This window comes from Actinomadura rifamycini DSM 43936 (genome assembly GCF_000425065.1).
Lineage (GTDB): Bacteria > Actinomycetota > Actinomycetes > Streptosporangiales > Streptosporangiaceae > Spirillospora > Spirillospora rifamycini.
In genome coordinates this window covers 247,799-271,144 of sequence record NZ_AULB01000010.1, presented here as the reverse complement: position 1 = coordinate 271,144, position 23,346 = coordinate 247,799, and the positions used below count along the sequence as shown (strand labels likewise).

Sequence of the window (23,346 nt, the reverse complement as noted above, 5' to 3'; positions counted from 1 at the left end):
AAAGCGGCCTTGCTCGTCTCGCTTCGCGGGTTCGGCCGGTCAGTTGAGGAGGCGGTCCTGCAGGGCCTGGGTGTCCTCGTCGGTCCAGCCGTGGGCGGTGAGCCAGCCGACCGCGCCGCCGAACTCCTCCTCGAGGCGCGCCAGGACCTTCTCCATGATCGCGGGGTCGGGCCGGTGGGCTTCGGCGGGAAGTCCGTCGAGGTCGGCGGCGTAGGTGTCGGTGGCGCGCAGGCGCGCCAGGACGGCGTCGAGGCGTTCGCCGGTCTGGGCGTAGTCGGCGACGACGGCCTCGCGGGTGACGCCGACGGCCTCCAGGGCCATCGCGCAGATGACGCCGGTGCGGTCCTTGCCGGCGGCGCAGTGCACGAGGGTGGACCCGTCGGTGCGGGTCATGACGCGCAGCGCGGCGACGACCGAGTCGGCGCGGTCGCGCAGGTAGCCGAGGTAGTGGGCGGTGGAGCGTTCCTGGGCGGGCAGCGCGGCCGCGGTGGTGTCGGCGGTGACGTCGGTGCGGTGGCCGCCTTCGGGCAGGAGCGGGAGCTGGTGGACGGTGATGGAGGGGACGCGGTTGAGGGGGCCGGGGCCCTCGAGCCGGATCTCGGTCTCGCTGCGCAGGTCGACGACGTTCTTGAGGGTGTAGTCGTCGCACAGGACGCGGACGTCGGCGACGCTGAGGTCCTGCAGGTTGTCGGAGCGCAGGACCCGTCCGCGCCGGGTGGTGCGGCCGTCGGCCGTGGGGAGTCCGCCGAGGTCCCGTGCGTTGACCGCGCCGTCGAGTTCGATCCACCGAGTGTCACCGCTCATGACTTGTGACCCTATATGGCCGGTCTGTCGGTTGTAGGGGGAAGGGCATGGTTCGCACCGCGGGGTAGGGACGTTCGCACCCCGCCGGCCGTTCGCGTATCGGTCGAAGGGACTACTTTCGGCGGTGCGGACCGAGACCTGGGAGCCAGACGCGGGATGGCTCGGCAGCGGGGAGTGGCACCGGCCCGCGCATCCATAGCGTGTTCGGCGTTGGTCGTATTCCGGAGTCGTCTCTCCGCACAGCCCTCCCGATTGGAGCGCCCATGCCCGCTGGCCCGTCCGCCGTCGTCGCGCCGCCGCCGTCCCCGTCCCCGTCCGCGCCGGCGTCCCCGCCGGGCCGGGCGGGCGGGAGCGATTTCGCTCCGCTCGCGCGGCGGGTCCGGGAGGGCGGGCTGCTGGACCGGCGGCCCGCCTACTACGCGCGGGCGATCTCGCTGAACCTGGCGGCGACGGCCGCGGTGTGGGCGGCGATCGCGTGGGCGGGCGCTTCGTGGTGGTCGGTGCTGCTGGGGGTGCCGCTGGCCGTGGTGTCGGCGCGGACGGCGTTCCTGGGGCATGACGCGGGGCACCGGCAGATCGCGCGGACCGCGCGGGGCAACAAGTGGCTGGGGCTGCTGCTGGGGAACCTGCTGCTGGGGATGGGGCACGGGTGGTGGAACGACAAGCACAACCGTCACCACGCGAATCCGAACCACGTCGGGAAGGACCCGGACGTCGGTGAGGGGGTGCTGGCGTGGACCGAGGAGCAGGCGGCGCGGCAGCGCGGTCCGCTGCGGTGGCTGGCGCGGCACCAGGCGGCGCTGTTCTTCCCGCTGCTGACGCTGGAGGGGTTCAACCTGAAGGCGGGCAGCCTGCTGTTCCTGCGGGGGCGGTCGCGTCGGGCGCAGCTTCTGGAGGGGGGTCTGCTGCTGCTGCATGTGGCGGCGTATCTGGGGCTGGCGTTCACGTTGCTGTCGCCGGGGAAGGCCGTGGTGCTGATCCTGGTGCATCACGCGCTGTTCGGTGTGCATCTGGGGTCGGTGTTCGCGCCGAACCACAAGGGGATGGAGATGCCGGAGCCGGGTGCGCGGTGGGGTCATCTGCGGCGGCAGGTGCTGACGTCGCGGAACGTGCGCGGTGGTGCGGTGGTGGACTGGTTGATGGGCGGGTTGAACTACCAGATCGAGCACCATCTGTTCCCGGGGATTCCGCGGTGCAGTCTGCGGCGGGTGCGGCCGCTGGTGATGGAGCACTGCGAGCGGGTGGGGCTGCCGTACACGGAGACGGGGCTGGTGGAGTCGTACCGGCAGGCGCTGGGGCATATGCGCGAGGTGGGTGCGGAGCTGCGGGCGGAGGCGGCGCGGCGCTAGCGGGTCCGGTGTCGGGGCGGTGGGCGGGTGTGCGGGGTCGTATGCTTGCCTGATCATGCCCGAGGGACACACGATTCATCGTCTGGCCGCCGAGCATCAGCGGATGTTCGGCGGCCGTCGCGTTGCCGCCGAGAGCCCGCAGGGGCGGTTCGCCGCGGGGGCGGCGCGTCTGGACGGGCGGGTGCTGGTGGAGGCGGACGCGCACGGTAAGCATCTGCTGGTGCGGTTCGATGATGATGCGGTGTTGCATGTGCATCTGGGGATTTACGGGAAGCTGGTGTTCGGCGGGGTGCCGGCGCCTGCGCCGGTGGGTGCGGTGCGGTTGCGGTTGACGGGGTCGGCGGGGTTCGCGGATCTGCGGGGTCCGAATGCGTGCGAGCTGCTGGAGCCGGGTGAGGTGAAGCGGCTGCGGGATCGGCTGGGGCCGGATCCGTTGCGGGGGGACGCGAATCCCGATGAGGCGTGGCGGCGGATTTCGCGGAGCCGGGTGCCGGTGGCGGCGTTGTTGATGGATCAGGCGGTGGTGGCGGGTCCGGGGAACATTTACCGTGCGGAGGTGCTGTTCCGGCAGGGGGTGGATCCGATGGTGCCGGGGCGTGCGCTGGGGCGTGGGGTGTGGTCGGCGTTGTGGGCGGATCTGGTGGTGTTGATGGCGGAGGGTGTGCGGACGGGGCGGATCGATACGGTGCGGGCGGAGCACATGCCGGAGGCGATGGGGCGGCCGCCGCGGGTGGATGATCATGGTGGTGAGGTGTACGTGTACCGGCGTGCGGGGTTGCCGTGTCTGGTGTGCGGTGCGGAGGTGCGGTCGGCGGTGCTGGCGGGGCGGAATTTGTTCTGGTGTCCGGGGTGCCAGCCGTCTGCGGTGTGAGTTCCGGGTTTCGGTTGTGGTCGTAGGACGGTGATGCCCGGTGCGCCCGTGGGGGCGCACCGGGCATCGGTGTCGTGCTCGCCGGTCTGCGTTTCGCCGGTTGGGGGGCGGTCAGCGTCCGGTGAGGGATTCGTCGCCGGCGGAGGTTTCCACGGCATTGTGCTGGGTGGAGACGGGCACGTCGTCGTCGGTTTGCGGTGTGCGTCCCTTGCGCCGGGCTCGCTTGTTGCGCGCGAGGGCGGCGATGGGTTCGGCGCCGCGGGCCAGGATCGGGCCGGCGACGGCCAGGATCAGGACGTAGGCGGCGGCGAGGGGCCCGAGTTCGGGGTTGATGCCGGCGCTGACGGCCAGGCCCGCGATGACGATGTTGAATTCGCCGCGGGGGACGAGGGCGGCGCCGGCGCGCAGGCGTCCGGTGAGGGTGACGCCGGCGTTGCGGGCGGCGAGCCATCCGCTGCCGAGCTTGGTGGCGATGCCGGCGACGGCCAGGAGCGCGGCGACGAGCAGGACGGGCGGCAGGTCCGAGGGGTCGGTGTGGAGGCCGAAGAACACGAAGAACACCGCGGCGAACAGGTCGCGCAGGGGTGCGAGGAGCTTCTGTGCCTGGTGGGCGAGGCTGCCGGACAGGGCGATGCCGACGAGGAAGGCGCCGACGGCGGCCGAGACCTGGAGTTGCTGGGCGATTCCGGCGACCAGCATGGTGAGGCCGAGGACCTTCAGGAGCAGGACTTCCTCGTTGGGGCTGTGGACGAAGCGTTCCACGAGCGATCCGAAGCGGAGCGCGATGATGAGGATGATGGTGATGGTTCCGGCGGCGATCGCGAGGGTGATGGAGCCGCTGACGAGTCCGGCGCCGGCGAGGAGGGCGGTGAGGATCGGCAGGTAGACGGCCATCGCGAGGTCTTCGAAGACGAGGATGGACAGGACCGCGGGTGTTTCGCGGTTGCCGAGCCAGCCGAGGTCGCCCATGACCTTGGCGGTGATGCCGGAGGAGGTGACGTAGGTGACGCCGCCCATGGCGACGGCGGCGACGGGTCCCCAGCCGAGGAGCAGTGCGGCGATGACGCCGGGGGCGGCGTTGAGGACGAGGTCGGCGAGGCCGACGGGCGCGGATGTGCGCAGGGTGCCGACGAGTTCGTCGGCGGTGTATTCGAGTCCGAGGGTGAACAGCAGGAGGATGACTCCGATTTCGGAGCCGATGGAGATGAAGTCCTCGCTGGTGGTGAGGGGGTAGATGCCGCCGGTGCCGAAGGCGAGGCCGGCGATGAGGTAGAGGGGGATGGGGGAGATGGAGAAGCGGGTGGAGACGGCGCCCAGGAGGCCGAGGGCGAGGATGATGGCGCCGATTTCGATCAGCTGGAGGGTCGAGTGCATATGTCAGCCGTCGGTGAGGATACGGGCCACGGCGGTGGTGCCTTCGGCGGTGCCGACGACGACGACGGTGTCGCCGTGGGCGAAGGTGAAGTCGGGTGTGGGGCTGGGGATGATGCGGTCCTGGCGGACGACGGCGACGATGGAGGCGCTGGTGCGGGTGCGGGCGCGGGTGTCGCCGAGGGTGCGTCCGTCGTAGGGGGAGCCGGGTGTGATGGGGAGTTGTTCGGTGTTCAGCCCGCCGACCTGGCGCTGGAGTTCGGCGAGGTGCTCCAGGACGCGTCCGGTGCCGAGGAGTTCGGCGATGGCGTTGGCCTCTTCGACGGTGAGGGCGACGGTGGCGATGCAGCTGTCGGGGTCCTCTTTGTCGTAGATGACGAGGTCGCGGCGGCCGGTGCGGTGGGAGATGACGCCGAGTTGGCGGCCGCGTGCCGTGGTCATGACGTGCTGGAGGCCGATGCCGGGGAGTTTTGTGCGTTCGAGGTCCACGGTGCTGTGTTCTTTCCGGTTCGGATGGTGGGGCGGTGGTGCCCGGGGCGGCTGTGGGGGCCTTCGCGGGCACGTTCTGCCGTTCGACGCTACCCGGTCGGGCCGGGGTCACAGCCCGTCATGATCGCAGATGTGGGCGGTGGTGCGGTAGCCGGGGGCGGGGTTGACCTGGGGTTGCGTCGGTCGTGGCGGTGCCGGTCGGCCGTGCCGGTCAGTTGTGCAGGGCGTGGCGCATGGCGCCGAACTTGTGGTCGGCTTCGCTGAGTTCGGCGGCGGGGTCGGAGTCGGCGACGATGCCGCAGCCGGCGAACAGGCGGGCGCGGGGGCCGTCGAGTTGGGCGCAGCGCAGGGCGATGCCCCATTCGCCGTCGCCGCGGGCGTCGACCCAGCCGACGGGGCCGGCGTAGCGGCCGCGGTCCATGCCTTCGAGTTCGCGGATGAGGTGCATGGCGGTGCCGGTGGGGGTGCCGCAGACGGCGGGGGTGGGGTGGAGGGCGGCGACGACGTCGAGGACGGAGCGGTCGCCGGTGAGCCGGCCGCGGATGGGTGAGGCGAGGTGGAGCAGGTTGGGCAGGCGGAGCAGTTCGGGTTCGGTGGGGACGTGGAGGGTGCTGCAGAGGGGGGCGAGGGCGTCGCGGACCATGTCGGCGGCGTAGCGGTGCTCTTCGCGGTCCTTGGTGGAGGCGGTGAGGCGGGCGGCGCGGGCGGCGTCCTCGGCGGGGTCGGCGGCGCGGGGGGTGGTGCCGGCGAGGACGAGGGATTCGATGTCGCCGCCGGCGCGGCGGATGAGGAGTTCGGGGGTGGCGCCGACCATGCCGTCGCAGGAGAAGGTGTAGCAGCCGGGGAAGCGGTCGGCGAGGCGGCGGAGCAGGACGCGCGCGTCGATGGGGTCGGTGGCGCGGGCGTGCAGGTCGCGGGCGAGGACGACTTTGCCGAGGTGTCCGTGGCGGATGCGGGTGACGGCGGCGGCGACGGCGGTTTTCCACTGGTCGGGGGTGAGGGCGCCGTCGGTCCAGTGGAGGCCGGTGGGGGCGGCCGGTGGGCGGTGGGGTTCGGGGGGTGTGTCGGGGGCGCCGATGGTGGTGAGCCAGGCGCGGCCGTCGCGGCGGCCGAGGACGCGGCGGGGGACGATGAGGGCGGAGCCGGGGGAGTCGGGGTCGAAGGCGAAGGCGCCGAAGGCGACGGGGCCGGTGCCGGGGAGGGCGACGGGGTCGTCGATGTCGGCGGCGGCGAACAGGTCGGCGAGGTGCCGTGCGGCGGTGGCGAAGCGGTCGTCGCCGGGGGGCACGGGGATGCGGGCGGCTTCGCCCCAGCCGACGATGCCGTCGCCGTGGCGGATCCAGGCGAGGGCGGTGGGGTGGGGAAGCCGCGCGATGAGGTCGCCGGGGTCGGGGACCGGGACGGTGCGGACGGCGAGACGGTCCGGTGCGGTCACTGCGAGCTTCACGTGAGCCACTGTACGGGAGATTTGAACCCGTTCAAACAGGCGGGTCGGGGGGTCCGGGTGAGGCATCGGCCACATCGGGCGGGCCGCCGCGCCCGCGGGGGTGCGCGTCCCGTGGGTCGGCGCTTCCCCGGGCTGCCGGGCTTTGAACAACGCGCAGGTCGGGGCGTCCGGGGGCGGGCCGTCCGGTGGCGGGCCCGGGACGCCGTCGGCCCGGCGCGCGGCGGCGGGTGCCGCGTTCGCGCGCCGGGCCGGTCCCGGCGGGTGCCGGGGCGGGGCGGGCCGTCAGGCGGACCGGTCGCGGCCCGCGCCGGTGAGCCGCCACGCGGCCGGCAGCAGCGCGGCGGCGGCGAGCACCTTCAGGGCGTCGCCGGCCAGGAAGGGTACGACGCCGAGGTCCAGGGCGCGGCCGAGGTCGACGCCCAGTGCCGCCATGAGGTAGGGCACTCCGGCCGCGTACATGATCACGGTGCCGGTGAGCATGGTGGCGGCGGTGCGCAGCGGGGTGCGGTCGCCGCCGCGGCCGGCGAGGCGGCCGACGACGGCGGCCGCGACGATGAACCCGATGACGTAGCCGAGGCTGGGGGCGCCCGCGCCGGACGACCCGTCGGTGAACCACGGGACGCCGGCGATCCCGGCGAGCAGGTACAGGGCCATGCCCAGGGCGGCGCGGGCGGGGCCGAGGGCGGCGCCGGCCAGCAGGACCGCGAACGTCTGGCCGGTGACCGGGACGGGGGTGCCGGGCACCGGGACGGCGATCTGCGCGGCGATCCCGACGAACACGGCGGATCCGGTGATGAGCGCGGCGTCGCGGGTCAGGGAACCGGGCAGCAGGTCGCCCAGCACGGCGGGGCGGCGCTGGGCCGGGTGGGCGTGAGCTGCGTGGGCAGTAGCCACTGAACCTCCCATAAAGGTGTTGTCCGGTCGAAACTTAGCGAACGGCGCTCGAGCGGTGGTCGTCGCGGTCCACAGAAACGACCGCCGCGGTTTTGTCGGTTCCGCCCGCGGTTCGGCTCGCCGCGGTGCCGCGGGGCCGCGCGCGCGGCCCGGAACCGGCGGCGGCCCGGCGATCGCCGGGGGCCGGGCAAGTGCCGGGTCAGGCGGCGGGGACGGGCTCTTTGGCCAGGTAGACCATGTCGGGCTCCCCGCGCGGCACCTCGACGGGCAGGGCCTCCACCCGCGCGAACGCGTCCCGCAGCCGCGCCTCGAAGCCGGGCGCGGAGCCCGCGCTCCACACCGCGAGCGTCCCGCGCGGCGTCAGCCGGGACGTCAGCAGGGCGAGGCCGTCGGGCCCGTAGAGGCGGGCGTTGCCGGGGGTGACGGTCCAGTCGGGGCCGTTGTCGACGTCCAGGCACAGGGCGTCGTAGCGGCCCGCGGCGGGACCGGTGAGGACGTCGAGCAGGTCGGCGTGTTCGACGGTGACGCGGGGGTCGTCGAGGGCGCCGCGCGACCAGGGCCGCAGCAGCGACCGGTGCCAGCCGATCACGGCGGGTTCGCGTTCGACGACGGTGACGTGCGCGATCTGGGGGAGGGCGAGGGCCTCGGCGAGGGAGAACCCGACGCCGAGCCCGCCGATCAGCATCCGGGCGGGGGCGGCGAGCCCGTCGGCGGCGGCGCGCACCAGCAGCCGCTCGGACCTGCCGTCGCGGGTGTCCATGAGGAACACGCCGTTGCTGATGATCTCGTAGTGGGCGCCGTCGCGGCGCAGCACCAGCTCCCCGCCGACGCCCGCGGCGCGCTCGACCACCTCCGCCGTCATGGGCCCGACCCTACCGGCGCGCGCGGGACGGGGGTGTCCGGGGCGGTGCCTCCGGGACGGCGTTCCGGGTTCGGCGTCCCGCAGCCGGTCGGTACGTACTGTGCGGATGCGGCCGCCGACGACCGTCCGGTCCTCCTCGCGGCCCGCCCTGCGCCGACCGGCCGCGGGCGGGCCCGCGTCCTCGGCCGCGGCTCGGGCGGTGTCAGCGCAGGGCGGCGTACACGCCCGCCGCGACCGCCCCGTACGCCAGGTGCGGTACCGCGTCCATCAGCCAGTCCGACACCGACCATGTGCGGGGGTCGGTGAGCCCGAGCGCCGTCATCGGGGCGCTCGAGCCCGCCATCGCCAGGCCCGTCAGCGCCAGCGCCGCCGCCGGCAGCGGGATCCGCCGCCGCCCGGCCAGCAGCCCGTAGACCAGTGCGGCGCCCGCGCCGGTCCCGTAGCCCAGCAGCGGGCCCAGGCCCGCCTTGCGGTTCTCGGCGCGGTCCTCGGCCCCGAGCCCGACGCCGGCCAGGTCGGCCATCTTCTCCACGCTCTGCTCGGGGGTGCTGCTGGCCGGGCGCGCCCGCACCGCCATGTCCAGATACGTCACCACGTTGAGGGCGCTGGTTCCGGCGGCGCCGGCGACCAGCCCGCGAGTCAACCTGTCCATGACTCCGCGCTACCCGAAACCCGCCGCCCCATCCACCGCCCCCGCGCCCTCCGCCCGTCCCGCCGCCGTCCGCCGGGCGGGCGGAGGGTCACATCAACGTGAGCTGCCGGGGCCCGCCCGGCTCCTCGGGCCGGCCGCCGGGCGCGGCCGCGCCGCCCGCGGGCGGGCGCGCGGCGCCCGGCCGCGCTCCCACCCCGTGGCGCTCGGCAAGTTCCCGGACGCGCGCGGCGATCTCGCGCCGGTACCGCGCGGGGGCGTACGCGCCGCTCCCGTAGAGCCGCGCGTAGGGGGCGACCAGGTCCGGGTGGTGCTCGCGCAGCCGGCCCAGGAACCATTCGCGGGCGCCCGGGCGCAGGTGCAGGACGATCGGGGCGACCGACGTCGCGCCCGCCGCCGCGATCTCCCGCACCGCCGCGTCCAGTTGCGCGGGGGAGTCCGACAGGTAGGGGATGACCGGGCCCATCAGCACCGAGCAGCCCACCCCCGCCTCGTTCAGCGCGGCGCACACCTCCAGGCGCCGCCGCGGCGCGGGGGCGCCCGGCTCGGCCAGCCGCGCCAGTTCGGGGTCGGGCGACCCGACCGACACCGCCGTGTCGACGCGGGTGCGGGCGGCGGCGTCGGCCAGCAGCGGCAGGTCCCGCAGGATCAGCGTGCCCTTGGTCAGGAGGGAGAACGGGTTCGCGGCGTCGGCGAGGGCGGTGATGATGCCCGGCATCAGCCGGTAGCGGCCCTCGGCCCGCTGGTAGCAGTCGACGTTGGTGCCCATCGCGACCGGCTCGCCCCGCCACCGCGGCGCGGCCAGCTCCGCCCGGACCCGCTCGGCGGCGTTGACCTTCACCACGATCCGGGAGTCGAAGTCGGCGCCGGCGTCCAGGTCGAGGTATTCGTGGGTGCGGCGCGCGAAGCAGTACGTGCAGGCGTGCGAGCAGCCCCGGTAGGGGTTGATCGTCCACCGGAACGGCACCCGCGCCGCGTCCGGCACCCGGTTGATGATCGTGCGGGCGCGCACCTCGTAGAAGGTCATGCCGCGGAAACCGGGCGTGTCGAACGTGCGGGTGACGGCGCGGCGTTCGATCAGCGGTGCGTCCGGTCGTCCGGTGCCGCCGTCGTCGAGCCGCAGGTGGTCCCAGCGCATTGCGGCCCCCTTGTCCCTTCGTGTCGTGCCGGGAGCCCGCGCCCCCGCGGGGCGGGCTCCCGTGCGCGGTCGTGCGGTGCGTTCGACCGATGGGGTGCCGTCGCCGCCGGTCATCGCGCCGGCACCCCCACCAGAATGGAACACGTGTTCGAAGAACGCAACATCGCCGCAGGTTGTCCCGCCGTTATGGACGCAGCACCGCAACAAGTGGGTAACAATGAACCGCTATGTCATGGCTGAACAGAACCCGGATGGCCGCCGCCGCGTCGCTGGTGTCGGCGGGCGCGCTCGCCGGCTGCGCCCTGACCGCGCTCGGCGGCGACGAGCGCGCCGGCTCCCGCGCGCCCGCCGCGGGGGCCCCCGCCGAATGCTCCGGCGTGCCCGCCCCCGACGGCGCGAAGGGCCGCGAGCTGCGCGGCATATGGATCGCCACCGTCGGCAACATCGACTGGCCCAAGGACCCCGGCGCGTCCGCCGCCGAGCAGAAGAAGCAGTACACCCGCCTGCTCGACCGCGCCGCCGCGATGAACATGAACGCCGTGTTCGTCCAGATCCGCCCCAACTCCGACGCGTTCTACGACTCCCCGCACGAGCCCTGGTCGCAGTGGATCACCGGTGAGCCCGGCAAGGACCCCGGCTACGACGTCCTGGACTTCCTGCTGAAGGAGGCGCACGCCCGCAACCTGGAGTTCCACGCCTGGTTCAACCCCTACCGCGTCAGCCGCCAGACCGACCTGAAAAAGCTCGCGCCCGACAGCCCCGCCCGCCGCAACCCCGCATGGGTCCGCGAGTACGGCGACGGCCTGTGGTACGACCCGGGCGTCCCCGAGGTCCGCGAACTGGTCACCGCCTCGGTCCTTGACGTGGTGAACAAGTACGACATCGACGCCGTCCACTTCGACGACTACTTCTACCCCTACCCCGAGGACGGCGCGTTCCCCGACCAGGCCACCCACCGCGCCCACGGCAAGGGCCAGGACCTCGGCGACTGGCGCCGCGCCAACGTCAACACCCTCGTGCGGACCGTCTCGGAGAAGATCCACGCCGCCAAGCCGCACGTCCGGTTCGGCATCAGCCCGTTCGGCGTGTGGCGCAACGCCACCACCGACCCCGCCGGGTCCGACACCCGCGCCCTGCAGAGCCACGACGACGTCTACGCCGACACCCGCACCTGGATCAAGGAAGGCTGGGTCGACTACGTCACACCCCAGCTGTACTGGCCGATCGGGGACCCCGCCGCCGACTACGCCGAACTCGTCGGCTGGTGGTCCGAGCAGGTCAAGGGCACCGACGTCCGCCTCTACATCGGGCAGGGCGCCTACCGCGTCGGGCAGGGCGGCGCCTGGAACGACCCCGCCGAGCTCACCCGGCACCTGTCCCTCAACGCCGAGCACCCCGAAGTCGACGGCGACGTCTACTTCAGCGCCTCCAACCTGATGGACAACACCGACGGGTTCGCCACCCGCCTGCGCGACGAGCACTACGCCCGCCCCGCCATCCCGCCCGTCATCGCCCCCAACGGCACCGGCGACGACGGGGAAGGCGACGGCGCGCCCGCGCCCGCGCACGGCGTCACCGCGCGCGCCCACGCCGACGGCGTCGAGGTCCGCTGGAAGCCCTCGCCCGACGCCGCCTCCCACGCGGTGTACCGGGTGGACGGCGAAGGCGACGAGTGCGCCGCCGTCGACCCCGACCGGCTCATCGCCGACGTCCGCGGCGGCGGCATCATCGACCCCACCGCCGAACCCGGCCGGACCTACACCTACTACGTCACCGCCGTCGACCGGTACCACCGCGAGAGCCCGCCCGCGCGCGGCGCAACGGCCGCCGCCCCGGAAGGATAATGATCATGATCTGTGGGGAAGAACCAGTCACTTGACCGGCCGCCCCCCGGAGGTATGAGCATGGCGCTGTCGATGGAGGAGCAGCGGATCCTCACCCAGATCGAGGTCCGCCTGAGCGAGGACGACCCGCGGCTGGCCCATCGGCTCGCCCGGCTCGGCGACCGCGGGCCCGGCCGCGGCCGCCGCGTCCGGGTCATCGCGGCCGCGTCCGTCGCCGTCCTGGCGGTCGTCGCCGCGATCGCGATCGGCATCGCGACCGCCATCACCTGACGGCGCGGCCCCGGCGACGGGGAGCGCGGCGACCACGAAGCGGCGACGAAAAAGCGCCGTGGCCCCGGCGGGACCGAAATCCCGCCGGGGCCACGGCGTCGAGGCCGGTGTGGTGGTCGCCTCGCGGCGAAAGGCACAACGAAGCTCCGGCCCGGCCCGCGAAGGGACCGGCGGTATTCCTCGAAGGCGATGGGTAGAGCCCGGGGGACACAAGCCACACCGACGCCAACCACTGTAACGGCAACCGGGCACTGCTCATTCCACCCGCCCCCCGAGCCCGGCGTGTCACCGCTCACCCGCCGCCCGCCTCACCGCCCGACACCACTCGCCTCACCGCGCGGTGACGGTTGCGTGCACGGGTGCACCGCGCCCGCCCCGCCCGCGTCCCAGAAGACGAACAGGACGCCGACGACCGCGGCGGCACCACCGTCCCGGCACCGACCGTCCGGGAACCGCACGGGTGAGGAGAACCACCAGTGGACACAGCGGGGGACACCACCGGAACCACCGCCGACATCGGGAACGCCGACGGGCCCGCCCGGCCGGACGCGCGCGCGGCCTCCTGGGACCTGCCGGCCCTGCCCGCCGCCGCCGCGGCGGCGCGCGCCCTGACCGCGGCCGCGCTGCACGACTGGCGCGTCGCCGACCCCGACGACGCCGACGACGTCGTCCTCATCGTCGACGAACTCGTCACCAACGCCGTCCTGCACGGCACCGGACCCGTCCGCCTGCGCCTGCGCCTCACCGGCCGCCGCCTCACCGGCGAGGTCACCGACGGCCGCGCCGCCGCGCCCCCGCCCCCGCCCGCCGACGTCCCCATCTGGGACGAAGCCGGACGCGGCCTCCTCCTCGTCGCCGCACTCGCCACCGACTACGGCACCCGCGCCCACGGCGACACCGACGGGGGCGGGAAGACCGTCTGGTTCAGCCGGCTGCTCACCCCCGGCGACGGCCACCGCCCCGCCGCCCGCCCCGCACCCGACCGGCCCTGACCCGCACGCCCCCCCCGCACCCTTTTGCCCCCGTCCGCACCCGTCGGCCCCACGCGTCAGGGGCGCAGCGGGCAGCGCTCCACCGCCCGCACCCCCCGCCCGTCCGGCACCGCCCCCTCGCCCAGCCGGTCCAGATGCCACTCCACATGATCCAGCGGCCCCCGCGGCCCCGCCAGCAGCTCCGCCAGCGGACGCGGCCCGCCCGGCGGCCCGTACGGCCGCGGATCCGGCAGCACCCCCTCCCACAGCGCGTCGTCGCACCCCGCCGCCCAGTGCGCCGCCCCCTCCAGCACCTCCTGCAGATCCCGCAGCACCTCCGCCAGCGACCGCGGCGCCATCGCGTCCTGGATCATCCGCTCCCGCGCCGCGTACGTCGTCGCCCGCCCGAACCCCTCCGGGAACGGCGGACGGCGCCCCTCCAGCACCGGCTCACCGCCCGTCGCCGCCGCCCGCACCGCCGCCGCCTGCCACCGCGTCCACTCCGCCAGATGCCCCGCCACCGCCCGCAGCGCCGCCGCGCCCTCCCCGCCGTCCCGGACGGCCGCCGCCTCCTCCCGCAGCCGCCCCCGCACCCGCTCCACCCGCTCCAGCGTCCACGCGCGCGCCCCGCCCGGCCCCCGCCGCCGGTCCGGCGCGGACGGCGGACGCGGCAACGGCGGACGCGGCAACGGCACCCGCAGCGCCGCCAGCAGCTCCTCCAGCTCCCGCACCCGCGCGCCCCGGCCCGCCAGGTACGCCGCGCCGATCCGGTCCAGCCGGAACCGCCGCGGCCCCTCCCGCGTCAGGCACCACCCCACCAGGTACTCCCCGTGGGGGGCCGTCACCAGCCCCGACGCCTCCACGTCCCGCAGCGTCCGCGCCCCCGCCCGGTCGGTGTAGGCCAGCCGCACCACCCGCCGCGTCCGCACCGCCTCGGCGAGCGTGTCGCGCACCGGCCCCGTCAGCGACTCCGCCTCGCCCACCACCGGCCGCGGCGGCTCCTCCAGCACATGCCCGCCGCCCGGCCCCGCCCGCACCGGCAGCCCCCCGGCCGCCAGCAGCTCCAGGTCCCGCCGCACCGTCCGCTCACCGACCCCCAGCCGGTCCGCCAGCTCCCGCGGCCGCAGCGGCTCGGGAGCCGCACCGCGGAGCTCGGCGACCAGCAGCAGCAACCGATCTGCGCGTTCCACGCCCTCCATGGTCACCCGACGCGCCCGCTTCATGCGCCGGCGCGGGCGCCTCAATCCCCGCACCCCGGCCCCCGACCCGCCCGCGTGCGCCCGGCGGCACGGCCCGCCCCCGCGAACCCCCAGGCCACGGCGACGACGCACACCGGGCCCCGGAGCGAACGCCGGAAAGCAGTTCGTGTGTCCAGCGACCGGCGGACGGGCGTACCCGATGCACGGGTGCCGGCCGGCTCGGCCCCGGCGCCGGCCGGGCACGGCAGCTCCGCAGTGCGGTTGCACGGGTCGAGCCGTTTGCAACAACCCATGAAACGAAATACGCGCTGCACGGCGTGCAGGTGGCGCGGTGTTTCACAGGCGAGGACCTATGAAACGGCCGAGTCCTCGGGTCTCGCGGGTCCCTTGGGATGCTATGGCGGCCAAGGCAATGGCGGCCAAGGCCACGGAGTGTTCATCTTCGGGACGCGCCGCGAAGCCCTTTCCCCTCATGTTGGAGGTGTGGATGGGGCGGATGGGGCGGATGGGGCACGTGCGCGAACTGTACGGCGATGGACAGGCCGCCTTCGGCGCGTGCGTCGGCGGTGAGGGCGGCGTGGTGGGCTTGGGCGACGGCGTCGACGATGGCGAGGCCGAGACCGTAGCCGTCGCGGCGGCCGTTGCGATCGGGCGCCAATCTTTGGAAGGGGTGAAAGAGGCGCCGGATCTCGTTGCCGGGGATGACCGGCCCGCTGTTGGCGACCGTCAGGACCACCCGCGTGCCGGAAGTCTGAGTCGTGATGTCCACGTGCCCGCCTGCGTGGTTGTGGCGGATGGCGTTGTCGATGAGGTTGGCGACGAGGCTCTCGATCAGTTTCGGGTCCCCGGCCGCCACCGCGGGCGTTAGGTGTTCGGCGAGGTCGACGCCTCTCGCCGCTGCTTGGGCGCGGCGGGAGGCGAGCGCTCCTTCGACGACTTGGGCGAGGTCGAGGCTGTCCCAGCGGGTGACACCTCGCTCGCTGGTGGCCAGAGCGAGCAGTGCTCGGACGAGCCCCTCTTGGTGTTCGCCGAGGGCGAGGGCCTCCCGGCAGGCCGAGCGCAGCGTGTCGGTGTCGGCATCGGGGTCGGCGAGAGCGACCTCGAGGAGGGTGCGCAGCCCGGCCAGGGGGGTGCGCAGCTCGTGGGAGGCGTTGGCGACGAAGTGGCGTTGGGCGTCGAAGGAGGCTTGGAGGCGGGCGAACAGGTCGTCGAGGGTGCGGCCGAGCTCGGTCAGCTCGTCTGCGGGCTCGCCGAGGTCGAGGCGCCGGTGCAGGTTGCCGGTGGAGATGTTCTTGGCGGTGGCGGTGATGGTGCGCAGCGGGTGCAGGAACCGGCCGGCGACGAACCAGCCGAGGGCCAGGGCGACGGGAATCAGGACGACCAGGGCGACGGCGGACCCGGTGAGGAGCTGGGCCAGGCTGATCCCGCGCCCGGCTCCGGTGGTCACGCTCGATGAGGGCCGGCCCTTGGGCGTGGCCGCGTCGACGCTGGCCAGCGGAACGAGCACGAGGACGAGCACGAAGACCCCGGCGGCGTAGATGCCCGCCGCGTAGGCGAGCGCGAGCCGTGTCTGCAGGGACCTTCTGGCGGGCTGCGGGGAGGTCATGTCGACCCGATGCGGTAGCCGCCCTGGCGGACGGTCTCGATCACGGGCGGGTCGCCGAGTTTGGCCCGCAACCGGTGCATGGTGTGCTTGACGGCGCTGCTGAAGGGGTCGGCGGCCTCGTCCCAGACGCGTTCGAGTAGCTCCTCAGCGGAGATGACCAGGCCCGGTGCGGCGAGCAGGCATTCGAGCAGGGCGAACTCCTTGGGGCTCAGCTCGAGGCGCCGGCCGGCCCGGAACGCGGTGCGGCGGGCCGGATCGAGGGTGATGTCCCCGCATGCCAGGGTGGGCGGTAGCGGCGGGGTGGCGCGGCGGGCCAGAGCACGGACGCGGGCGACCAGTTCGGCGAACGCGAACGGCTTGGGCAGGTAGTCGTCGGCGCCCAGGCTGAGGCCGTCGACGCGGTCCTCGATCGTGCCGGAGGCGGTGAGCATCAGCACGCGGGTGTCGCGGCGGTCGTGGGCGAGCCGCCGGCAGACCTCGTCCCCGTGGACGCCGGGCAGGTCGCGGTCGAGGATCACCACGTCGTAGCGGGTGACGGCCAGGCGGTCGAGGGCGGCGGTCCCGTCCAGGACGACGTCGACGGCCATGCCCTCGCGGCGCAGCCCGGTCCCGAGGGAGCGGGCGAGGACCTCGAAGTCCTCGACGACGAGGACCCTCACCACCGCTCACCGCCGGCCGTCGTGCGGGCGGGGCGGCCGATCCGTCCACGGGGTCGAGGTGCCATTCGTCAACGATGCCAGATCCCCGGTCTCAGCCCGGTCGCGGCCGCTGCGACCGGGCCGGACCCGGGTGCCGCGTACAACCGTCGGCATGAGTGCATTGCGAACCATGGGCTCGCTGCGATGAGTGCCCCGGGGATCGTCGCCGCCGGGCTGCGCAAGCGGTACGGGCCGGACCTGGCCCTCGACGGCATGTCCTTTGCCGTCCGCCCGGGAGTGGTGACCGGCTTGGTGGGGCCGAACGGGGCCGGGAAGTCCACCACGATGCGGGTGATCCTCGGCCTGGACGCGGTCGAGGAAGGCACCGCGCTCATCGAGGGCAAGCCGTACCGCAGTCTTCGGCGGCCGCTGAACCATGTCGGTTCACTGCTGGACGCGGCAGCGCCGCACCCCGGCCGCAGTGGCCGCAACCACCTGCTGTGGCTGGCGCATTCGCAGGGCCTGGCCGCGCGGCGGGTGGACCAGGTGATCGAGCAGGTCGGCCTGGCCCCGGCGGCCCGGCGCAAGGCCGGCGGCTACTCGCTGGGCATGCGGCAGCGGCTCGGGATCGCCGCGGCCCTGCTGGGCGACCCGCCGATCATCATGCTCGATGAGCCGTTCAACGGCATGGACCCCGACGGCATCGTCTGGATGCGCGGCTTCCTGCGGTCGCTGGCCGCTCAGGGCCGCGCCGTGCTGGTCTCCAGCCACCTGATGAGCGAGGTGCAGGACACCGCCGACCACCTCGTCGTGGTCGGGCGCGGCAAGGCCATCGCCGACGCCGGCGTGGCCGACCTGATCGCGGCCGCCTCCAGGAACCGGGTGGCCGTGCGGACCGCGGCCGGGACGCACGCGATGGGGGTGCTCGCGGATGCGGGTGCGACCGCGACGGCCACCGGACGCGACACCATCACCGTTTCGGGCCTGCCCGCGGATCGGATCGTGACGCTGCTCAGCCAGGGCGCGGTGCCGTTCTCCGAGGTATCGGCCCACCGCGCCACCCTCGAGGACGTCTACCTGGAGCTCACCCGCGAGGCGGTCGAGTTCCGCGCCGCGACGCCCACGGAGGTCCCGCGGTGACCCCCACCGCCACGTCTCACCGCTCCGGCCGACGGGTCGGGCGGGACGGCTTCCTCCAGGTGCTGCACGCGGAATGGACCAAGTTCCGGACCGTCCGCGGCTGGGGGACCGGCATGGTGGCCGCGGCGCTGCTGCCGGTGCTGTTCGCCGTGCTCGCCGGGTTCAGCAGCGATCAGAAGGGCGCACCGCCCGTTCCGACCGGGCCGGGCGGTGCGCCGGTCACCGACAGCTTCTACTTCGTGCACCAGCCGCTGACCGGGGACGGCGGCATCACCGTCTCCGTCTCCGAGCTCGAGAGCAGCATCCCCGAGGGACCCGGGGACCTGCGGCCCGGCACCGTGCCGTGGGCGAAGGCCGGGCTCATCATCAAGGAGAGCACCCGCCAGGGATCACCCTACGCGGCGATCATGGTCACCGGCGGCCACGGCGTGCGGATGCAGGACGCCTACGTCAACGACACGGCCGGCCTTCCCGGCCCGGTCTCCGCCGAGTCCCCCCGCCGGCTGCGGCTGGACCGCTCGGGCGACACGATCACCGGCTATGCCTCCACCGACGGCACGAACTGGACCGAGGTGGGCGCCGCGCGGGTGAGCGGGCTCGGATCGACCGTGCAGGTCGGGCTGTTCGTCGCGTCCCCGCCCGCCCTGGACGGCATGGGCACGCGCGGCAGCGTCTCGACGGCCGCCTTCGGGGATCTTCGCGTCCAAGGGGGCTGGGCCGATGGTGGGCGGACCGGTGGGAGGTGGACCGGTGACCAGGTGGGAGCGCAGTCCCCCGGCTTCGCCGGCTACCCGGAGAACACATCGGGGTCGTTCACCGGATCCGACGGCGGGTTCACGGTGACCGGCGCCGGCGACATAGCGCCCGCCATCCGCGACACCCTGCCGACCGGCGGCACCCTCCGGGACATTCTCACCGGCACCTTCGCCGCGCTGATCGCGGTGATCGTCGTGGGGGCGCTGTTCATCACCACGGAGTACGGCAACAAGATGATCCGCCTCACCCTGGCCGCGAGTCCGGGGCGGAGCCGGGTGCTGGTGGCCAAGGCGATCGTGCTGGGGGGCGTCACCTTCGTCGCCGGGCTGGCGGGGGCGATCCTCGCGACTCCGCTCGGTGAGCGGCTCGCCCGCGACAACGGCGTCTACATCTTCCCGGTGTCGTCCGCGACCGAACTGCGGGTGGCGCTCGGGACCGCGGCGCTGCTCGCGACCGCCTCGGTCCTGGCCCTCTCCGTCGGCGCCGTCCTGCGGCACAGCGCCGCCGCGGTCACCGCCGTCGTCGTCGCCATCGTGCTGCCCTACATCCTGATGGCCATCCCGTTCATGCCCGCGAGCGTGGCGGACTGGCTGGCCCGGGTGACACCGGGGGCGGCCTTCGCCGTCCAGCAGACGCTTGTGGAGTACGACCAGGTCGCAGGCCATTACACGCCGTACAACGGCTACTACCCGCTGGCGCCGTGGGCCGGGTTCGCCGTGTTGGCCGCTTACGCGGTGGTGAGTCTGACCGTGGCCGCGGTCCTGCTCCGCAGGAGGGACGCGTGAGACTCGCCCTGCACGCGGAATGGACGAAGATGCGGACCGTCGCCGGCCCGCTGTGGCTGCTGCTCGGCACCGTCGCGGCGACGGTGGCCCTTGGCGCCGGGGCGACGTCGGTGGTGAACTGCACGGCCGGCGGCTGCGGCGGCGACACGACCAAGCTGACCCTCATGGGCGTCTACCTCGGCCAGGCGCTGGTCGCCGTCCTGGCGGTGCTGGTCGTCAGCGGGGAGTACGGCTCGGGCATGATCCGCACCACTCTGGCGGCGGTGCCGCGGCGGGCGACGGTCTTCGCGGCCAAGGCCGTCGCTCTCACCGGCGTCGTGGCCGTCGGCGGGACCGTCGCCGTCCTCGGGGCGGTGCTCGCGGGGCGGCTCATCCTGCCCGACCCCGGCGACCGGGCCCTGTCCCTGGCCGACGGGCCGACGCTGCGCGCGGTCGTCGGGACGGTCCTCTACCTGGTCCTGATCGGCCTTCTCAGCCTCGGTGTCGCGACCGCGGTGCGGGACTCGGCCACCAGCATCGGCGTCGTCCTCGGCCTGCTCTACATCGTCCCGATCGTCTCCCGGACCATCAGCGACCCGGACTGGCAGCGCCTGCTGGAGAAGATCGCGCCGATGAGCGCCGGGCTCGCCATCCAGGCCACCACCGATCTCGGCGGCCTGCCCATCAGCCCCTGGGCCGGGCTCGGTGTGACCGCCGGGTGGGCCGCCGCGGCGCTGCTGACCGGCGGTCTGCTGCTGTGCACGCGCGACGCCTAGCGCCGGCGCGCCGAGCGGTTCGCCGGCGTCGTGGCCCGCTCCCTCGCCGACCGGGAGGTTCTGTGCGACCTGCTGAGTTCACAGGCGAGCCTGCTGGAGCGCAACGTCTCCGCCGGGCGGCCACCCGATACACGCGCGCGGCCGTGACCGGTCAGCGGCCCGACAGCTCCGCCGCCAGCCCCGCGAAATCCGACGCCGTCAGCGACAGTGTCTCCTCCTCCAGCGCCTGCGTCTCCTCCGCGCTGCCCAGCCGCCGCGTCGCCGCCCGGTCCAGATACGCCTCCACCAGCCGCGCGCCCGTCAGCCGGCCCCGCGGCCGCAGCCCGCCGATCTCCCGGTCGACCACCGCCCACGCGTCCGCGCCCAGCCGCAGCGACCGCTCCTGCGCCAGCAGCCCCACCAGCGCCGCCCGCGCCCGCGGCTCGGCCAGATCCGGCAGCCGCACCGCACGCAGGTCCGTCACCAGCTCCGGCGACGCCGCCGACAGCTCGCCGACCCGGTCCGGGCCGCACGTGCCCAGCAGCGCCGTGTCGTTCACGCCCTCCAGTCGCGTCCGGTACAGCACCGTCGCGTACGCCGGGCCCTGGTCCTCGTCCAGGATCAGCGCGTCCAGCCCGTCGAGCAGCAGGACGTGCCCGGCGTGCTCCTCCAGCGCCGCACGCAGCCCCTCCGGGCCGCGCTCGCGCAAGTCCTCGGCGTGCACCGCGCGGACCTCGCCGCTGGACGCCTCCACCTCCGCCAGCGCCCGCGCCACCATCCGCGCCAGCCGCCGCTGCCCGCTGGACGGCCCGCCGATCAGCAGCAGCGCCGGCGCCGACGCGCTCGACACCTGCTGCCCGCGCAGCCGCCGCGCCCACTTGCCGCGACGCCGCACCTCGGTGACGACCCGCTCGATGTCGTCGGCGCCGCACAGGAACCGGATCCCGTACGCCTCGGCGACGTGCGCGCCCTGGTCGGGGGCGGGCGCCGGGGGCAGCGGCGGCGGCGGAGCGGGCACCGGCGCGGGCGGCGGCGGCAGTTCCCCGCCCGCCTCGCGGTCGGCGTCCCGCGCCCAGTCCGGCACCGGAGGCGGCGGGGGCGACGCGGGGTCGGCCGCCGCCGGGGCCGGTTCGGGCGGCGCCGCGGCCGGGCCCGCGCCCGGCCAGGCCGGTGCCGGGTCGAGCTGGGTGCGGAACCCGCCGGAGTCCAGTTGCGTGCGGGGCTCGCCCGGCCACTGCGGTTCGGGACCGGCGCCGGCGTCGGGCGCCGCGGCCGCGGGCTCGGCCTGCGGCCACGCCGGAGGCGGCGGTTCCGGCGGCGGCACCGGAGCGGCCGGGACCGGGTCCGGTGCGGGGGCCGCCGGTTCCGGCGCCGGAGCGGGCGCGGGGGAGACGGGCGGCGCCGCGGGAGGCTCGACCGGTGCGGCCGCCGGCGGCGGCCCCGACGGCTCCCGCTGCGCTACCGCGCGCGGCGCGACCGGCTCGTCGCCGCCCGACGCGGCGCGCTCCGCCGCCATGTGCGCGCGCGCCGCCTTGATGATGTCCCACGCCGACAGCTCGTCGGTCGACGGCGGGCTGTGCATCGCCGGGGACGTCAGCTCCGCCGCGGCCGCCTGCGGCACCGCGAACCCCGTCGCCGGCGGCGGCACCTGCGCCAGCCGGCACCACGTCAGCCCCAGCGTGTAGGTGGTCGCCAGCAGCGACGCCAGCAGGTCGGCGTCATCGGTGCGCAGCGCCTCCGGCAGCCGCCCGTCCCGCGGCCACAGCGCCCGCCCCGGGTGCGCCGGGTCGCTCAGGACGGCCTGCGCCGTGCGGGCGCCGTCGGGGTCAAGCCACCGCTGCAGCGCCGGCAGCGCGCCCGGCGCCGCCTGCAGGTCCGCCGCCAGCACCGCCACCCCCGCGCGGCGCACCTCGTCGTGGGCGCGGCCGCCCGCCGCCGGCCGCCGCGGGCCGGTGATCTGCGCGACGATCTGCTGCAGGTCGTACAGGGCCAGCCGCAGGAACTCGCCGGGGGAGGTGTCGCGGACCATCGGGGTGGCGAACTCGGCCGGGCAGCGGCGCCGCCACTCCTGCAGGATCGCCTCCGGCCCGTACCGGACGGTCGCCATGTCCTGGTTCACCATCCGCAGCGACGCCGCCGTCACCGCCGCCAGCGCGTCCGCGCCCGGACGGAACCGCGGGTCGGCCTGCAGCCCCGCCGCGACCTCGTACATCACCCGCGCGATGTGGGCGGCGCCGCCGCCGTCGCCCGCGCCGAGCCGGTGCACGTAGTAGCCGGCGAGCGTCCCGAAGTCCGGCGGCATCATCCAGTGCAGCCGCTCGGCCGGGGTCGTCAGGAACGGGATGAACGACTCGATCAGCGGATGCTCGGTCAGCACCACCGGGGATCCCGCGCACCACAGCAGCGCGCCCCACGCGGCGGCGATCGTGGACGGCGTCCCCGGCTGGAACATCGGGTCGCGCTGCGCGAACTGAGCCGGGTTCACCGCGAGCGCCGTCGTGATCGCCTGCGAGACCCGCGCCACGACCGAGGTGTCGGGCACCGGGCCGAGGAACCCCAGCGGCGCGACCCGGCCCGCCGCCAGGTCGGGGCCCGTCGGGAACAGCTGCGGCGGCAGCGGCGGCGTCCCCGCGCCGCGCTGCGCCGGGACCGCCACCGCCCGGTCGGCCGGGTCGGCCGGCGGCGGGCACGGGTGCCACGCCCCGTCCAGCCCGCACCGGTACCAGCGGCCCCACGCGCCGTACAGCCACCACTCGCCCGCGCCCCACAGCATCCGCGCCGCGATCTGCGCGGCGCGCTCGGCGGGCGGCGCCGTCTGCCACCACGGGGACGCCACCAGTTCACGCACGTTGCCCTCGACCGAGGCGAACAGATCTCCGCCCGGCCCGCTCCCGGTTCCGCCGGGCTGCGCCCCGGCCCCCTGCCAGCTCACCCGGCGCATAGTAGTCCTCCCCGGGCGATCCGCCGTCATCGCGACGTCCCGTCCCGCGGCGGGGGGCCGCGGGGCGGGGCGTCCGTCACCCGCCGTTCACCGCGTGCAGCCCCTCCAGCACCGTCCTCACCTGCGGCGGCATCTCCCGCTTGCCCGTGCCGGCCGGGTCGATGAACACATGCCGCACCTCCCCGTCGGCCAGGAGCCGCTCGCCGACCCGGAACTCCGGACGCACCACCATGCTCGTCACGCCCACGTGCGCCACCGGCATCCGCACCTCCAGCAGCTCGTCGAACCGCGCGCCCTCACGGAACCGGATCCGCGCCTCCGCCACCACCAGGTCGTAGCCGTCCCGCGCCATCGCGCCCGGGTCGCCGATCAGCTCCCGCCATATCTCCGTCAACGCCACGTCGTAGAAGAACAGGTAGTGCCCGTTGAACACCACGCCCTGCTGGTCGCACTCGCTGTAGCGGACCCGCAGCCGGTGAGTGAAGATCTCTCCCATGGCGCCCATCCTCCCGCGAATCCCCGCATCCCCGGCGGGGCGAGCCGCGCCGCCGGTCTCCCGGGGCGTGCCTGCGGGTGGTGCCGGCGGCT

At 74.9% G+C, this 23,346-nt stretch carries 21 protein-coding genes and 1 pseudogene; 9 read left to right on the top strand and 13 right to left on the bottom strand.

All coding sequences use genetic code 11. The features are described from left to right. Window positions 1-39: 39 nt before the first annotated feature. Window positions 40-804, bottom strand: a complete 765-nt coding sequence (locus H505_RS0109955; RefSeq protein ID WP_026401852.1) for a tyrosine-protein phosphatase — start codon at window positions 802-804, stop codon at window positions 40-42. Between the two features lie 263 nt (window positions 805-1,067). On the opposite strand from H505_RS0109955, the gene H505_RS0109950 reads away from it, so the two are divergent. Together H505_RS0109950 and H505_RS0109945 are read left to right on the top strand one after the other, a co-directional pair. Then, on the top strand, window positions 1,068-2,153 hold the full coding sequence (locus H505_RS0109950; RefSeq protein ID WP_026401851.1) for a fatty acid desaturase family protein: 1,086 nt from the start codon (window positions 1,068-1,070) through the stop codon (window positions 2,151-2,153). Window positions 2,154-2,208: 55 nt separating this feature from the next. Further along, window positions 2,209-3,024, top strand: coding sequence for an Fpg/Nei family DNA glycosylase (locus tag H505_RS0109945; RefSeq protein WP_026401850.1), 816 nt, complete (start codon window positions 2,209-2,211; stop codon window positions 3,022-3,024). A 111-nt stretch (window positions 3,025-3,135) separates the two neighbouring features. Here H505_RS0109945 and H505_RS41010 read toward each other — a convergent pair whose 3' ends face one another. From H505_RS41010 to H505_RS0109910, 7 genes are all read right to left on the bottom strand, one after another. After that, a complete protein-coding gene (locus tag H505_RS41010) occupies window positions 3,136-4,398 on the bottom strand; it encodes a cation:proton antiporter (protein WP_034517324.1) in 1,263 nt (420 codons plus the stop codon). A gap of 3 nt (window positions 4,399-4,401) precedes the next feature. Then, window positions 4,402-4,884: a cation:proton antiporter regulatory subunit gene (locus H505_RS0109935; RefSeq protein ID WP_026401849.1), complete on the bottom strand. Its 483-nt coding sequence runs from the start codon at window positions 4,882-4,884 to the stop codon at window positions 4,402-4,404. 211 nt (window positions 4,885-5,095) lie between these two features. After that, the gene (locus H505_RS0109930; RefSeq protein ID WP_026401848.1) at window positions 5,096-6,331 is read right to left on the bottom strand and encodes an isochorismate synthase; all 1,236 of its coding nucleotides are present in this window, start codon (window positions 6,329-6,331) and stop codon (window positions 5,096-5,098) included. A gap of 282 nt (window positions 6,332-6,613) precedes the next feature. Then, a complete protein-coding gene (locus H505_RS0109925) occupies window positions 6,614-7,225 on the bottom strand; it encodes a biotin transporter BioY (protein WP_026401847.1) in 612 nt (203 codons plus the stop codon). Between the two features lie 199 nt (window positions 7,226-7,424). After that, window positions 7,425-8,087: a spermidine synthase family protein gene (locus H505_RS0109920; RefSeq protein ID WP_034517322.1), complete on the bottom strand. Its 663-nt coding sequence runs from the start codon at window positions 8,085-8,087 to the stop codon at window positions 7,425-7,427. Window positions 8,088-8,289: 202 nt separating this feature from the next. Then, window positions 8,290-8,739: a hypothetical protein gene (locus H505_RS0109915; protein WP_026401845.1), complete on the bottom strand. Its 450-nt coding sequence runs from the start codon at window positions 8,737-8,739 to the stop codon at window positions 8,290-8,292. Window positions 8,740-8,827: 88 nt separating this feature from the next. Beyond that, window positions 8,828-9,874, bottom strand: a complete 1,047-nt coding sequence (locus tag H505_RS0109910) for an Rv2578c family radical SAM protein (RefSeq protein ID WP_026401844.1) — start codon at window positions 9,872-9,874, stop codon at window positions 8,828-8,830. 227 nt (window positions 9,875-10,101) lie between these two features. Between H505_RS0109910 and H505_RS0109905 the strand changes: the two genes are divergently transcribed. The 3 genes from H505_RS0109905 (at window position 10,102) to H505_RS47480 (ending at window position 12,980) form a co-directional block, all read left to right on the top strand. Then, on the top strand, window positions 10,102-11,718 hold the full coding sequence (locus tag H505_RS0109905; RefSeq protein ID WP_034517320.1) for a glycoside hydrolase family 10-like protein: 1,617 nt from the start codon (window positions 10,102-10,104) through the stop codon (window positions 11,716-11,718). A gap of 60 nt (window positions 11,719-11,778) precedes the next feature. After that, entirely contained in the window at window positions 11,779-11,988 is a 210-nt protein-coding gene (locus H505_RS0109900) for a DUF3040 domain-containing protein (RefSeq protein ID WP_026401842.1), read from the top strand. 476 nt (window positions 11,989-12,464) lie between these two features. Beyond that, complete coding sequence (locus tag H505_RS47480) at window positions 12,465-12,980, top strand: ATP-binding protein (protein ID WP_051300491.1); 516 nt, start codon at window positions 12,465-12,467, stop codon at window positions 12,978-12,980. Between the two features lie 56 nt (window positions 12,981-13,036). On the opposite strand, the gene H505_RS47475 is transcribed toward H505_RS47480, so the two are convergent. The 3 genes from H505_RS47475 to H505_RS0109880 all read right to left on the bottom strand — a co-directional run bounded on the left by H505_RS47475 (window position 13,037) and on the right by H505_RS0109880 (window position 16,423). Next, on the bottom strand, window positions 13,037-14,149 hold the full coding sequence (locus H505_RS47475) for a helix-turn-helix transcriptional regulator (RefSeq protein WP_169528813.1): 1,113 nt from the start codon (window positions 14,147-14,149) through the stop codon (window positions 13,037-13,039). Window positions 14,150-14,594: 445 nt separating this feature from the next. After that, window positions 14,595-15,764 (bottom strand): sensor histidine kinase, encoded by a 1,170-nt coding sequence (locus tag H505_RS40995; protein WP_084550047.1) that lies wholly within the window; start codon window positions 15,762-15,764, stop codon window positions 14,595-14,597. Then, the gene (locus H505_RS0109880) at window positions 15,761-16,423 is read right to left on the bottom strand and encodes a response regulator transcription factor (protein WP_026401840.1); all 663 of its coding nucleotides are present in this window, start codon (window positions 16,421-16,423) and stop codon (window positions 15,761-15,763) included. The genes H505_RS40995 and H505_RS0109880 overlap by 4 nt, the downstream gene beginning before the upstream one ends. Before the next feature lie 183 nt (window positions 16,424-16,606). Between H505_RS0109880 and H505_RS0109875 the strand changes: the two genes are divergently transcribed. From H505_RS0109875 to H505_RS52670, 4 genes and pseudogenes are all read left to right on the top strand, one after another. After that, window positions 16,607-17,542 (top strand): ABC transporter ATP-binding protein, encoded by a 936-nt coding sequence (locus H505_RS0109875; RefSeq protein WP_026401839.1) that lies wholly within the window; start codon window positions 16,607-16,609, stop codon window positions 17,540-17,542. Then, on the top strand, window positions 17,539-19,083 hold the full coding sequence (locus H505_RS0109870) for an ABC transporter permease subunit (RefSeq protein WP_026401838.1): 1,545 nt from the start codon (window positions 17,539-17,541) through the stop codon (window positions 19,081-19,083). Before H505_RS0109875 ends, H505_RS0109870 begins: the two co-directional genes overlap by 4 nt. After that, a complete protein-coding gene (locus tag H505_RS0109865; RefSeq protein ID WP_026401837.1) occupies window positions 19,080-19,838 on the top strand; it encodes an ABC transporter permease in 759 nt (252 codons plus the stop codon). The genes H505_RS0109870 and H505_RS0109865 overlap by 4 nt, the downstream gene beginning before the upstream one ends. Before the next feature lie 27 nt (window positions 19,839-19,865). After that, a pseudogene (locus tag H505_RS52670) lies at window positions 19,866-19,985 on the top strand (hypothetical protein); the annotation flags it as partial. A gap of 4 nt (window positions 19,986-19,989) precedes the next feature. Here the strand turns inward: H505_RS52670 and H505_RS47470 are convergent. Next, window positions 19,990-22,749, bottom strand: a complete 2,760-nt coding sequence (locus H505_RS47470; RefSeq protein ID WP_157432952.1) for a hypothetical protein — start codon at window positions 22,747-22,749, stop codon at window positions 19,990-19,992. Window positions 22,750-22,834: 85 nt separating this feature from the next. After that, a complete protein-coding gene (locus H505_RS40985; protein WP_051300490.1) occupies window positions 22,835-23,254 on the bottom strand; it encodes an acyl-CoA thioesterase in 420 nt (139 codons plus the stop codon). Between the last annotated feature and the right edge of the window lie 92 nt (window positions 23,255-23,346).